Genomic DNA, 12,728 nt, shown 5'->3' on the forward strand with positions numbered 1-12,728 from the left:
TTATATTAACTAATAATGTATCTTAATCATACCATAGACCATTCTCTAGGGGCATACCATGGTACGTATAAAATGGAAATTATTCTTATCTTTCATGGTAAAAGTAAAAATCCTCCTCATTGGATATCCAACAAGGAGGATTTTTATTAATGTGAAGGAGTGCAGTAATGTATGTCTAATTATGTAATAGCAAATATCAAGAAATCAAACCTTGCGCTTCCAAGCGAGAATTTGTCATCACAGGTTTTACGGATTCTCTAGGCATGGGTCGCTTCCGATCAGACATGCGGATAGCTTGACCTAAATGTTTCAAAAATAAATCTTGTACATGTGGATTTTCCCCAAGCCCTTCATTCCAGATGTCAACATTATAGCCTTCCTCAGCGAGTAAAGCATAAATGGAATCGGAGCGTTCACCGCCAAGATAGTCCATTAAATGTGTAGAACCTATGAGAGCCAATGGTACAACTAATAAATCTTTATGCCCCATACGATCCAAGAAAGTAAGAGCTTGTTTAAAAGTAGGAAAACCATTTGTAGTAAATACTACTACGTTTGGTGCTGCACCATACATCGCCTTTAATTGCAATGTACTGAACTCTAATTGATTTTGGCCATTCGCCATGAGCACAACAGATTTATTAAGTGCTTTTGTATTAACGTGACGAACAATGCTTTCTAATGTTGCTTCATAATCATCGGCATAATTTTTTACACCTAAAGAGGTAAGCAATGGTTTACCGATATTTACCTGGCTAAAACCATATTCATTGCTATGTAAAAATTTTAATGCTTGTTTGCGCATTTGTTGGTAGCACTGATCTGCCACCAATGTAATAGGTTGAATGTACACCTCATCGATACCCATACGAGCGAAATCTTGCATAGTCTCTGTGAAAGAAGAAATCTTATCTTCGTACTTCTCATTCCACTTCTCTACTAATGCATCAGATAAGAATACGCGGCGTACCTCCATATCACTATACATGGAACGTACTTTTTTCTCTATCCTGCCAATGGATTTCTCCACAGCATCTTGGTAAATTGATCCAAAGGATGCAATAATTATGCCTTTCATATGTGACCTCCATATTACTCATACATGAAACAATTTTCACAATTGAAAACTGTTATCAACTACTATGTAATAATAGTACAAGATTAATCTATAGAAGTCAATGAGAAAAAATATCAAAATTAATATTTATAACGATTAATTTAATTGTAGTAATACTATGGGGCCCCATCAAAATAATCCTAAATAAAATTACTCACATATTCACATATTCATATCCTTATAACCAAAAAGAATATAATTATAAAATGTACTATCATACTATATTCATCACATTAATTTATTAATACTTTCTTATTTGCTCTATACTTCTAGGGGTATAGGGTTTATTGACACCCCTTATCCCCTTTGCTACGATTGATTTAAAGTTATATATATGCGATGAATCCATAGTTCTCATTATATTAGAGCTATGTGAATGATTGCATATTAGTGTAGTTATAGTTATAAATAGGAGTATAGAAATGAAAAAACAATTAGCTTTAGCATCCGCTATTCTAGGTCTTGCAGTATCCTTTGGTGCACCTGTTGTATCTAATGCTGCATATCAATTAAATGAAGAAGTAAAAGATCCTACACCTGCATTAAAAGAGGCATCTACTATTGGTGTTCGCACACATGAAACTAAAGAGCTTCAAAATCTTCAAAACAAAGATGCTATCGTTGTTATGAGCTTTGGTACAACTTACAAAGAAACTCGCGCTAAAACTATTGATGCAACTGTAGACGCTATTAAAGCAGCACATCCAAACACTAAAGTGGTAACTGCTTTCACAAGCCATATCATTCGTGACCGTATCCAGCAAAAAGAAGGCATTACATATCCTACTCCGGAAGAAGCATTAGATCAATTAAAAGCTGAAGGCTACTCTCGTGTAGCTTTAACATCTTTGGATGTTATTCCTGGGATGGAATATAACTATGATGTAGCAGTCTATAACCTTTACAAAAATAACTTCAAAAAAATGACACTAGGCACTCCTCTTATGTACTGGATGGGTCAAGAAGGCCAAACAGATGAAGTTGTACAAACAATTAAAGCAGTTCAATCTCAATTCCCTAAATTAGGTAAAGAAGATGCGCTTCTTATCATGGCTCATGGTACTCCAGATCCTTCCAACGCATACTATTCTGTAATCCAAGATCGTATCCATTCCCTTGGTTTGCAAAATGTTTATATCTATACTGTAGAAGGTACACCAAATCTTGAACAAGTTGTACCACAACTAAAAGCTAAAGGCATTAAACATGTCACATTAATGCCATTCATGATGGTAGCTGGTGACCATGCAAACAACGACATGGCGGGCGAAGAACCAGATTCCCATAAGTCTATCCTTGAAAAAGATGGTTTCAAAGTGGATACATACCTTCATGGTTTAGGCGAAAACCAAAATATCCGTAACATCTTTGTAGAACGTGCTAACGAAGCTTGGGACGCATTAGAAAAATAATCAATATAACTAGTATTGTTATTACACATATAACATTTATAGGAGTACATCATGAAAAAAATACTACTCGGTAGTATCGCTTTGGTTATGATTGTACTAGCACTAGCTGGGTGTGGTAAAACCACATCCAGCTCTTCTGCTACTACGAAGGAATTGACCTTTAATGGTCAAACCTATACTGTACCAAAGGATCTACAAAAAATTGCTGTATTATCTAATTCTGTTTTATCTATGCTTTATGCTGTCGATGGTAAAGCCATTAGCCGTGCCAATACAACGGATAAATTAGCCCCAGAATTAGAAGCTCTACCCGCTCTTGGTCAAACTGCAAATATCAACATGGAACAACTATTAGGCTTGAAGCCAGATGTGGTATTGGGTTTAGTAAATCAACATAAAAAATATGAATCCCAATTACAAGCTAATAATATTCCAACCGTACTTTTTGATTACGATGGTATTAAAGATAATGTACCAATGTTAACATTTCTTGGCGAGTTAACTAATCATCAAGATAAGGCTAAATCTGTTATTACTACCTATGAAAGCAATATTACCAAGGTAAAAGATGCAGTTAAGAATCAACAGCCTGCACGTGTTGCCGTATTACGTGCCACAGGGAAAGGTGTAACTGCCGAAACTGATGAAGCAGTTACTGCATCCATGGTAAAAGAGCTAGGCATGACAAATGTTGTTGCCTCTCACCTAGAGGGTACAACTAAGGACAAAACTGTCCCTTACTCTCTTGAAACATTGACTGCAGATAACCCTGATATTATCTTTGTTGTTACAATGGGTAAAGAAGAAGAAATTACAAAAGCTATGAAACAAGCTATGACAGATAATCCTGCATGGGCTAATTTAAAAGCCGTACAAAATAACCGCGTAATATACTTACCATCTAAACTATTCCTATTAAACCCAGGACTACAAACACCTGAAGCTATGGCACGTTTAGTTAAAGAAGCATACGGTATTAATGTTACATTTTAACATATTGCATCATGCGAAAGAGGGCATCCCCCAAACAAGGAATGTCCTCTTTTTTTATTAATATCAAGCTACTCAACTAATCCTTTTACACGCACATATTTTTTATTATCAAATGTATCAAGTTGTACATCTACAGAGAATACATCTCTAAACAACTCATCCGATATAATTTTACTTGTCTCTCCTGATGCTACTAAATGCCCTTCTTTTATAACAGCCATATAATGTGAATATTGAACCGCCTGTGTTAGTTCGTGAAGTACCATGAGAACGGTTAAATCTTGTTCCTTATTTAATCGTTTCAATAACTCCATAATTTCTAATTGGTGATTAATATCTAAATATGTTGTTGGTTCGTCTAAGACTAATAATTTTGGTTGCTGTGCTAGCGCCATAGCAATCCAAACGCGTTGCCGTTCACCACCAGATAGGGATGGGATTAATTGTTCTCGCAAATGATTCGTTTTCGTGATATGTAACGCATAGTCAACAATCTCACGATCTTCTTTAGCCGTGTTTTTCCACCATGTTTGGTATGGATACCGTCCACAATATACCAATTCTTCTACAGTCATATCTTTTGGCATATTCGGTACTTGTGGCAAAAATGCCATTTGCCGTGCCAGATTGTTTTGAGAATATGATTGTAACGGTTTATCAAAAATGGTAATACATTCATGAGGGCTATGAATATATCCGATCATAGATCGTAAAAGCGTACTTTTACCACAACCATTAGGCCCTATTAATGTCATAATTTTACCGATAGGAACCGATACATTAATGTCATGTAGAATATGACGATTACCAAGAGTTACGGATAACTGTTTTATATCAATAGCGGTATTCATTAGTTATCCCTCCTCAATAAATACAAGAAGAACGGCGCTCCAAAAAATGCCATAATAATGCCCACTGGTACCTCTATAGGGCTCCACATAACTCGTCCTATTGTATCACTGACAACAAGAACTAGGGCGCCTAATAATGCGGATCCAGGCAGTAAATATGCATAGTCATTACCGATTATAAGACGTAACATATGGGGAATAACCAAACCTACAAATCCGATAAGTCCAGCTATACTTACAGCACCAGCCGCTAAAAGAGCAGCCACTGCAGTCATAATAAACCGTGTTTGTTCTACCTTAAGGCCTAACCCCTTTGCAGTTTCATCACCTAAGCTTAAAATGGTAAGTCGTTTAGCTCCTAAACAGGCAAAAATAAGACCGACTATAGCATATGGAAACAGCACTTCTACCTGAGGCCAACTGCGTGCAGCGAGTCCCCCTACCATCCAAAGCAATGCCCCTTGTACACGATCGCCGAAGAATACAAGTAGTGCTGAAATACCTGAGCCTAAAAAGGCTGCGACCGCAACACCAGCTAAGATAATACGACTAGGTCGCACTCCATTTTTCCATGCTAATGCATACACCATGAGTGCTGCAGCCATAGCACCTAAAAAGGCCACTAAAGGAACTATATGATCATATCCAGGAAATAAAATAAATATGATAACACCAGCTAGTCCTGCACCAGAGGATACCCCTACAATTTGTGGATCCGCTAGGGGGTTTTTCATAACTGCTTGCAAAATTGCACCAGATACAGCTAGACAAGCCCCCACTAACGCAGCTACAATATTGCGAGGCAATCGAATATTCCAAATAATTTGTGAAGATGTATCAGTTAGCTCACTAGACCATAATGTATGCCAAATCTCAGCTAATGATACGGGTGTTGATCCCCAAATAAGAGATATAATCATGCTCGTAATAACGGCGATGATTAAGATACAAATCACTGATACACGAAATAATTTTCGTTCATTACTTGATGCCATATGAACCCCCTCTCAAAAATTAACTACATTTTAAGAGATCTAATACATTATAATTGGCCATGTTCAGCTAATTATTGTGAAAATATATACAGTAAAACCCGAATCGCAAAACTACTAAAACACGATTCGGGTTTTGTATTATTTAGATTCTTTACCTTCTACAAAAAGCATGTCATTGCGTTTTACGTCTGTGTAAAGTAATGCATTACATACGGAGGCAGCGATTGGGCTACCACCTTTGTTGCCTTTTACAGTGATGTAAGGAACTGGGGATACTTCCATCAAATAGTCTTTAGATTCTGCAGCACCTACGAAGCCTACAGGGATACCAATGATAAGAGCTGGTTTAATGCCTTCTTCAAGAGCAAGGCGCAATACTTCATACAATGCAGTGGGTGCATTACCGATAGCAACGATTTGTCCTTCTAATTGTTTGCCAAAGGTACGCATAGCTGCGATGGAGCGAGTTACACCTAATTCTTTAGCCATTTTAGCTACATTTTCATCTTTAATTAAGCAGTGCACTTCATTACCGCGAATTTTAAGAGCTGGCTTAGAAATACCTGTGCGAACCATTTCTACATCTGTATAAATGTCTGCACCATTATCCAAAGCTTCAATACCTTTTTGAACGGCATCAGGGCTCATTTTTACAAGTTGAGCATATTCAACATCGCCAGACGCATGTACTGTACGAGATACAACGCGCACTTCATCATCTGTTAAGCCTAAATCCTTTACATAATCGTAAATGATTTCCATGCTTTTATCTTCAATAGCTTTAGGATTTTTAACGTAATCCATTAGTGTCCTCCATAATTTAAAGAATTCATCATTTGATGATACCACGTGACTTTCAAGTTTAACACGCGGACGATCGATAACAATAACATGGATACCAAGATCCATAGCAGCTTGTAATTTTGTATCAGCACCACCTACAAGGCCAGAGTTTTTCATAACTACAACGCTTGCCTGTGTATCGTGGAACATGATGCGGTTCATATCATAAGAAAATGGACCTTGAACAGCAACGATACGCTTAGGACTCACGTTGAGGTCTTCCATCATTTGTAACACCTCTGCGGTCGGCAAAATACGTGTCCATACTTCACAATCTTGTAAAGCATCAGATTTAGCAAAGATGTGCATTGTCTTACTACCTGTGGTCAAATACACATGTTTGTTATTCTCCTTTGCCAATTTGCCAGCCAAATTTGCGGCCTCTACCTCATCCACTACGATATGCAATTTATCATAGTCCGGTAATGGTACCTCTTTACGTTCAAAGCGAACAAAAGGAATACCTTCAGCTTTTGCTGCATCTTGAGCCGTAGCTGTAACAATAGCAGCATACGGATGGCTTGCATCGATTAATAAACGTATGTTGTGTTTTTTTATCAAATTTTGCATAGCCTCTTGATCAAGACGGCCCGTATGAACAGTAATGCCTTTATGGGCAGCAAGCTCTGCCCCATACTGACTCACAACAGTAACGAGAACCTCTTCACCTGTCCGTTCTTGGATTTCTACCGCTAAGGTACGACCATCTAAGGTACCAGCGATGACCCAAATCATAATTTGTAGCCTCGAGGTGTAATCATGCGACCGTTTTCAACATAGGTTTGGCTGTTACCGATAATAACAAGTGTTTGCATATCTACTTCTTCGTTTGTGAAGTTTTCAAGGTCAGAAATTACCATTTGTTGACCTGAACGACCTGCTTTTTGCACAATGCCAACAGGTGTTTTAGGGTCGCGGTATTTAAGAACGATTTCACGAACTTCATCTAGATGTGTTACGCGTTTTTTACTGCGTGGGTTATATAAAGAAATAACCATATCCCCTTGCGCACAAAGGTCAGCACGTTTTTTAATTAAATCCCATGGAGTCATCAAGTCACTAAGAGAAATAACTGCAAAGTCATGCATCAACGGAGCGCCTAAAACAGAAGCCGCTACGTTTACAGCACTAAGTCCAGGTACGATATCTACGGAAGGGCGTTTTTCAGCTGGTACTTTATTAGCAAGTTCCAACACAAGACCTGCCATGCCGTATACGCCGGAGTCACCAGAGGATACTACTACCACTTGATGGCCTTCTACCGCTAAATCAACAGCTTGTTGACAACGATCGACTTCTTGCATCATCGCAGTACCTACAGTTTCTTTGCCTTTGATGAGGTCTTTAATCAAATCAAGATAAGTCAAATAACCTACAACACGGTCAGCAGCTAAGATAGCTTCGCGCGCTTGAGGCGTCATAAACTCTTCATCGCCAGGGCCGATGCCAATTACTTTGATGTTACCTGTGCAATGGCTACCGTTGTTTTGGGATAAATTGTTTTGTGCTGTATTAGTGTTCGGCTCTTGGCCGCTAGTAATGCTGTTGTCTCGCATACGTTTCCTACTCCTATAGTTCCTTTTACAAAATTAGATTCTTTTAATTTTTCTTCTTCAATGAGTGGTGCCATCTCGTCCTGTGTATAGAACACGATAGGCCACCCCATAATTTGCATAGCTTCTAACAGGCCTACTTCATCTTGTTTAACGATGACCGATGCCGCCGTTACAATGCTCTTTGGTGAAAGCTTATGCTCTGCCAAGGATTGTTGAATGGCGTCAAGGATCAATTCCTTTGGTGTGTCTCGGCGACAACCAATGCCCATCGTATACGTACGAGGACGTAAAATCAATTGATAACCATGCTCGGTAATCACCTTATCGGTAATTACAACCCGAGATAAGCCCTCTTCAGCACTATCGTTTCTACATGGGATAGACTCGAGTTGCTCCAGAGAAACAACGTGAACCGTACCATGTTCACCAATATGATTTTTTGCAGATTGCTCTAAATGCTCTGCATTCGCTACGCTTTCGTCGATGTAATAATCAACCCGTTCGCCCCCAACAATGGCAGAGTTTACATTGATTAATGTTTGAAAATCATCTACCAACAGATGCTCGTGGCGCGCCAACACGTCAGGCGCAGGCAATCCGTTTACATCCGTTGCGGTTGTAATGACCGGGTCCGCATCGATGGCCAGCGAAATGGACTGCGTCCATTCGTTGGCACCCCCAAGGTGACCAGATAATAAGCTGATAACATGGTGCCCTGCTTCGTCCATTACGACTACCGCAGGATCCTTAGATTTATGTTCAATATACGGTGCAATCATGCGCACTACAATACCAAGTGCCATAATGCATAACACTTGGTCGTAATCCTTGAAAATTTGTCCAATATGGTTTTTAAGGGAATCAAAATAGATGGCCTCTCCACCAGAGGGACGGGTTTCCTTTTCAAAGCAATCCGCATGGGGTGCCACCAGAGACTTGATGCGTTGACCTAGCTTTGCTCCTCGCTCAGAAACAGAAAGAATAGCCGTTCTATTCTTCTTAGCTCCCGTCGTAGGCACAACAGTTTCTAGCTCTTTCATCATACTAATCCTTAGCACTGCGGTACATGTGAGCAAAGCCTTTATCATAGAGTTTAGACAATTCGTATTCACTATCTAATACATGGCTTACAACGATCATAGCTTGGCGCAATACGCCTTCTTTAGCTACGATGTCCGCAATAGTTTCCAATGTGCCACGAATAATGCGTTGGTCTGGCCAAGAAGCTTTTACCACGATAGCCACTGGAGTCGTTTTGTCATAACCGCCCTCGATGAGTTCAGCTACAACCTTATCTAACATTTGAACGCTAAGGAAAATACACATTGTCGCTTCATGAGATGCTAACATGCGCAATTTTTCCTTTGGAGGCATCGGTGTACGACCTTCCATACGCGTAATAATGACTGTTTGAGATACATTTGGCAATGTATATTCTTGTTTCAATGCCGCAGCTGTAGCAAGGAAAGAGCTTACACCTGGTACGACTTCATAAGAAATCCCCATGCTAGCAAGTGCATCCATTTGCTCTTGAATAGCACCGTAAATAGCAGGGTCACCTGTGTGAAGGCGAACTACGCTTTTACCAGCCTCAACAGAAGCTTTCATAACAGTCAACACCTCATCAAGGTTCATAGTAGCACTGTTATGGATTTCACAGCTTGGTTTACAAGCCTCTAAAATGGCAGGGTTTACCAAAGAGCCAGCGTAAATAACAACGTCTGCCTCTTGCACTAAACGATACCCTTTACGAGTAATTAACTCAGGATCTCCAGGGCCTGCGCCTACGATATGTACGTCAACCATATTACTCTCCTTCTGCGATACGCGTTGCAGATACGATAAAAATCGGGCTCAATGGGTCTAACAAATGATAGGGACCAGCCTTGCGGTAACGGCTGATGGACATTTGGTACCCTTCATAGGTGAAAGGACGCCCTTTCAACTCTTTAAGGATGGTATAACCAGTTTCCATCGTTACAGCGGTTACAACTAGACGACCACCAATTTTTAATAGACGTTGTGCCTCATCCATGATGCCTGTCATACCGCCAGCACTGCCGCCGATAATAACCGCATCAAGCTCAGGCAATTCTTCCATGCCTTCCGGAGCTTTGGACTTGATAACAGTCATATTAGTTATATTAAATTTCTTCATGTTCTCATTGATAAGGTCGATGCCTTTATCAAAGCGCTCAATCGCATATACATGCCCTTTAGGAGCTGCCAAGGCTGCTTCAATAGAAATAGAGCCCGTACCAGCACCTACGTCAAGGACGATGCTATCCTCCTCGATGCGCGCCTCGTTCATAACGGCTTTGCGAATCTCGCATTTTGTCATCGGCACATCGCCGCGGATAAATTCCTCATCGGAAATTCCGAAAAAATGTCTCATCCTAGTACCACCATTACAGAATGGCCAAAGCCTTCAAGCTCAGTTAATACCTCTAACGTGGAGTCTACGACTTTTTCATCATCATAGCTCAAGCGCTCAAGGGCTGCTGCTCTCGTTTCTTTTGGCCAACCTGCATCTATTAAAATACGCGCAATATGCGCTGGATTATATTCAGGATCCGTTAAGAATCCCATCTTTTTACCTGCTTCATATACGAGTTTCTCTGGTGCCGGTTGGCGACCGTGAAAGCTCATTAAATCCGCATCATGCCACACCTCATTAAGACGGGCAAAGGCAAAGGTCATAGAGCTAATGCCAGGCACCACCTCAATAGGGTTAGCAGTAAATTTTTTCTTTAAATATGGCAATAAGCTATAATAGCCTGTATCACCACTAACCATAACTACAACGTCATGGTCGTTGAGCTCACGCTCAATTTGCTCCGCTAATACGCTGAGCTTACCCGTTACAGGATATGTAATTTGGCCAGGTTCTTGAAAGTCCTCTAAAGATCGTTCACTGCCCACCAGGACCGTAGCATGTTTAATTAAATTAAGACCTTTAGGCACCACATAATCAGGATTACCTGGACCAATGCCTACGATATACAAGGTATGTGCCATTGTTCAAGTTCTCCCATCTCTTTTGCATGCTTATCCATTGCTAAAATCTCGCCTTTTAAGGTCGTAATGATGATGCCTACCTCTGCTTCATTAGCAATATATCGCTCACTCCGTAGAGAGGCACGATCTACAACACGTTGGTATACACCAGTCAGTCCTTCTCGCTCCAAAATAGGGAACGTAGACTCTGTAGTCTGGCAATTAAATAACTCTTCACAAACCACTTGCGATGCCCCTTCTAAGGCAGCATATGCCACGATACTTTCCATACGGCCATCACTCATGCGATTATGAGTATGGAAGCTACCACTAGCTAGTTTGATTAATTTACCGATATGACCGATGATTAATATTCGTTTGAATCCAATCTGTACAGTCTTTTCAAGCATAAATCCAATAAAATTACTCGTTTCTGCCATTTGGTTCTTATGAATACCCAGCACCTGCTCTGCTAAGTCCTGTCCGATTCGTCCCGGCACGAGAACCGCCGTTTCACATCCGTTCGCTTTCATAACCTTTAACTGAGGCACTAACGAGTTCTTAAACCCTTCTTCACTCATAGGCTTAACAATACCTGTAGTACCAATAATGGAAATGCCACCTTCGATTCCCAATGTGTGGTTTAACGTTTTCTTAGCCAATACCATACCGTTCGGTACGCTAACAGTAACGGTAACCCCTTGTCCACGTACACATAGCTCTTCAAAGACGATGTTCATCATCATCCGAGGTCCTGGATTGATAGCCGGTTCTCCAGGCGGCATAGCAAGGCCCGATTTTGTTACGGTCCCTACGCCAAAGCCCGCTCGGAATCGTAGTTCACCAGTATCATCAAGGGTCACTGTCGTTTCCACATCATTGCCATGAGTTACATCAGGATCGTCGCCGCCGTCTTTCATAACGATCACCTTCGCCTCTGTATCGGATATAACCTCTACCGCTTTAATAGGAACCTCAATGTACTGACCTTGAGGATTCTCAATGACCACTTGGTCCACAATATTCTTATCTAAGAGGGCCAATAAACCAGCTTTCATACCTGCCGTAGCACATGAACCTGTGGTATAGCCACCCTTCATGTCCTCCACTTTCATAAGGCCTCCTACACTGATAGTATTAGCGACTCAAACGAGTCTAACTAACCCTATCCTATGAACATATGTTATTAGGAACGGAAGTTAACGAATTGTAATTCTACAGGGATATCCAATTGTTTTAACATTTGGATTACTGCTTGCAAATCATCTTTATCCTTACCGGATACACGCACTTGATCCTCTTGAATAGATGCTTGTACCTTAATTTTCATGTTTTTAATTGCTTTTACTACTTCTTTAGCATTTTCTTTGGTGATGCCTTTTTTAATAGTAATGATTTGACGAACTGTTGCACCTGCTGCTGGTTCAACTTTTCCGTAATCAAGATTTTTAATCGCTACGTTACGTTTAACCATCTTGCCTTTTAATACATCGATAATGGCATTCAATTTGTATTCATCATCACCGATGATTTTGATAGTGTCACCTTCAAGACTAATTTCCGCTTTAGAGCCACGAAAATCATAACGCGTACCAATTTCTTTTTTTGCTTGGTTTACCGCATTATCCACTTCCTGCATATCCACTTCAGACACAACGTCAAAGGAACAATCTTTAGCCATTTTATACCTCCTACACCTGAACCTGTTGGGCATAAGGTTCATAGCATTACTTTCATCATCCTCATATTCCAAGTGAAAGTGTAAAACTACACCAAAACAGAATATATCTCTATAATTATACCTTAAAACAGGCTTATTTTCTAGGTAAATCGATTTTCTTAATTATAATTGTTAGCTATGTATTAATGAAGCTTTTATAAGTATAGTGGAAGTTCTCTAATACGGTACACAATGCAATACATAAGGCCAATAACACAAAAAAAACTAGCAACATACATAATAC

13 protein-coding genes and 1 pseudogene are annotated in these 12,728 nt (G+C 40.0%); 2 read left to right on the top strand and 12 right to left on the bottom strand.

From position 1 onward, the window contains the following. Positions 1–196: 196 nt before the first annotated feature. Entirely contained in the window at positions 197–1,078 is an 882-nt protein-coding gene (locus tag Q7O55_RS05135; protein WP_303928939.1) for a sirohydrochlorin cobaltochelatase, read from the bottom strand. A 461-nt stretch (positions 1,079–1,539) separates the two neighbouring features. Here Q7O55_RS05135 and Q7O55_RS05140 point away from each other — a divergent pair, with 461 nt between their 5' ends. Together Q7O55_RS05140 and Q7O55_RS05145 are read left to right on the top strand one after the other, a co-directional pair. Beyond that, positions 1,540–2,529, top strand: coding sequence for a sirohydrochlorin cobaltochelatase (locus Q7O55_RS05140; protein WP_303928941.1), 990 nt, complete (start codon positions 1,540–1,542; stop codon positions 2,527–2,529). 51 nt (positions 2,530–2,580) lie between these two features. Further along, positions 2,581–3,522 (top strand): ABC transporter substrate-binding protein, encoded by a 942-nt coding sequence (locus Q7O55_RS05145; RefSeq protein ID WP_303928943.1) that lies wholly within the window; start codon positions 2,581–2,583, stop codon positions 3,520–3,522. Positions 3,523–3,590: 68 nt separating this feature from the next. On the opposite strand, the gene Q7O55_RS05150 is transcribed toward Q7O55_RS05145, so the two are convergent. The 11 genes and pseudogenes from Q7O55_RS05150 to Q7O55_RS05200 form a co-directional block, all read right to left on the bottom strand. After that, the gene (locus Q7O55_RS05150; RefSeq protein ID WP_303928944.1) at positions 3,591–4,373 is read right to left on the bottom strand and encodes an ABC transporter ATP-binding protein; all 783 of its coding nucleotides are present in this window, start codon (positions 4,371–4,373) and stop codon (positions 3,591–3,593) included. Beyond that, positions 4,373–5,368: an iron ABC transporter permease gene (locus Q7O55_RS05155; RefSeq protein WP_303928946.1), complete on the bottom strand. Its 996-nt coding sequence runs from the start codon at positions 5,366–5,368 to the stop codon at positions 4,373–4,375. Before Q7O55_RS05155 ends, Q7O55_RS05150 begins: the two co-directional genes overlap by 1 nt. A 138-nt stretch (positions 5,369–5,506) precedes the next feature. Then, positions 5,507–6,172 carry a precorrin-8X methylmutase gene (locus Q7O55_RS05160; RefSeq protein WP_004696261.1) on the bottom strand — a complete coding sequence of 222 codons (666 nt, stop codon included), beginning with the start codon at positions 6,170–6,172 and terminating at the stop codon, positions 5,507–5,509. Further along, positions 6,159–6,946 (bottom strand): annotated as a pseudogene (cobK, locus tag Q7O55_RS05165) (precorrin-6A reductase). Before cobK ends, Q7O55_RS05160 begins: the two are co-directional and overlap by 14 nt. Continuing rightward, on the bottom strand, positions 6,943–7,632 hold the full coding sequence (gene cobJ / locus Q7O55_RS05170; protein WP_303928976.1) for a precorrin-3B C(17)-methyltransferase: 690 nt from the start codon (positions 7,630–7,632) through the stop codon (positions 6,943–6,945). The pseudogene cobK and the gene cobJ overlap by 4 nt, the downstream one beginning before the upstream one ends. A 29-nt stretch (positions 7,633–7,661) precedes the next feature. Beyond that, complete coding sequence (locus tag Q7O55_RS05175) at positions 7,662–8,807, bottom strand: cobalt-precorrin 5A hydrolase (RefSeq protein ID WP_303928947.1); 1,146 nt, start codon at positions 8,805–8,807, stop codon at positions 7,662–7,664. Between the two features lie 4 nt (positions 8,808–8,811). Next, positions 8,812–9,573 (bottom strand): precorrin-4 C(11)-methyltransferase, encoded by a 762-nt coding sequence (cobM, locus tag Q7O55_RS05180; RefSeq protein ID WP_303928949.1) that lies wholly within the window; start codon positions 9,571–9,573, stop codon positions 8,812–8,814. 1 nt (position 9,574) lies between these two features. After that, a complete protein-coding gene (gene cbiT, locus Q7O55_RS05185; RefSeq protein ID WP_303928951.1) occupies positions 9,575–10,162 on the bottom strand; it encodes a precorrin-6Y C5,15-methyltransferase (decarboxylating) subunit CbiT in 588 nt (195 codons plus the stop codon). Continuing rightward, the gene (gene cbiE / locus Q7O55_RS05190) at positions 10,159–10,785 is read right to left on the bottom strand and encodes a precorrin-6y C5,15-methyltransferase (decarboxylating) subunit CbiE (RefSeq protein WP_303928952.1); all 627 of its coding nucleotides are present in this window, start codon (positions 10,783–10,785) and stop codon (positions 10,159–10,161) included. Before cbiE ends, cbiT begins: the two co-directional genes overlap by 4 nt. Beyond that, positions 10,761–11,879 (bottom strand): cobalt-precorrin-5B (C(1))-methyltransferase CbiD, encoded by a 1,119-nt coding sequence (cbiD, locus tag Q7O55_RS05195; protein WP_303928953.1) that lies wholly within the window; start codon positions 11,877–11,879, stop codon positions 10,761–10,763. The genes cbiE and cbiD overlap by 25 nt, the downstream gene beginning before the upstream one ends. A 71-nt stretch (positions 11,880–11,950) precedes the next feature. Then, the gene (locus Q7O55_RS05200; protein WP_004696277.1) at positions 11,951–12,445 is read right to left on the bottom strand and encodes a YajQ family cyclic di-GMP-binding protein; all 495 of its coding nucleotides are present in this window, start codon (positions 12,443–12,445) and stop codon (positions 11,951–11,953) included. Positions 12,446–12,728 lie beyond the last annotated feature (283 nt).

It is taken from the genome of Veillonella parvula (assembly GCF_945949885.1).
In the GTDB taxonomy this organism is placed as follows: Bacteria; Bacillota; Negativicutes; order Veillonellales; family Veillonellaceae; genus Veillonella; species Veillonella parvula_B.

Bases quoted from the DNA above. Each gene is read 5' to 3' on its own strand.
- cobJ (WP_303928976.1), bottom strand. From the start codon at position 7,632: ATGACGCCTCAAGCGCGCGAAGCTATCTTAGCTGCTGACCGTGTTGTA.
- Q7O55_RS05175 (WP_303928947.1), bottom strand. From the start codon at position 8,807: ATGAAAGAGCTAGAAACTGTTGTGCCTACGACGGGAGCTAAGAAGAAT.
- Q7O55_RS05200 (WP_004696277.1), bottom strand. From the start codon at position 12,445: ATGGCTAAAGATTGTTCCTTTGACGTTGTGTCTGAAGTGGATATGCAG.
- cobM (WP_303928949.1), bottom strand. From the start codon at position 9,573: ATGGTTGACGTACATATCGTAGGCGCAGGCCCTGGAGATCCTGAGTTA.
- cbiD (WP_303928953.1), bottom strand. From the start codon at position 11,879: ATGAAAGTGGAGGACATGAAGGGTGGCTATACCACAGGTTCATGTGCT.
- Q7O55_RS05140 (WP_303928941.1), top strand. From the start codon at position 1,540: ATGAAAAAACAATTAGCTTTAGCATCCGCTATTCTAGGTCTTGCAGTA.
- Q7O55_RS05145 (WP_303928943.1), top strand. From the start codon at position 2,581: ATGAAAAAAATACTACTCGGTAGTATCGCTTTGGTTATGATTGTACTA.
- Q7O55_RS05160 (WP_004696261.1), bottom strand. From the start codon at position 6,172: ATGGATTACGTTAAAAATCCTAAAGCTATTGAAGATAAAAGCATGGAA.
- Q7O55_RS05155 (WP_303928946.1), bottom strand. From the start codon at position 5,368: ATGGCATCAAGTAATGAACGAAAATTATTTCGTGTATCAGTGATTTGT.
- cbiE (WP_303928952.1), bottom strand. From the start codon at position 10,785: ATGGCACATACCTTGTATATCGTAGGCATTGGTCCAGGTAATCCTGAT.
- Q7O55_RS05150 (WP_303928944.1), bottom strand. From the start codon at position 4,373: ATGAATACCGCTATTGATATAAAACAGTTATCCGTAACTCTTGGTAAT.
- Q7O55_RS05135 (WP_303928939.1), bottom strand. From the start codon at position 1,078: ATGAAAGGCATAATTATTGCATCCTTTGGATCAATTTACCAAGATGCT.
- cbiT (WP_303928951.1), bottom strand. From the start codon at position 10,162: ATGAGACATTTTTTCGGAATTTCCGATGAGGAATTTATCCGCGGCGAT.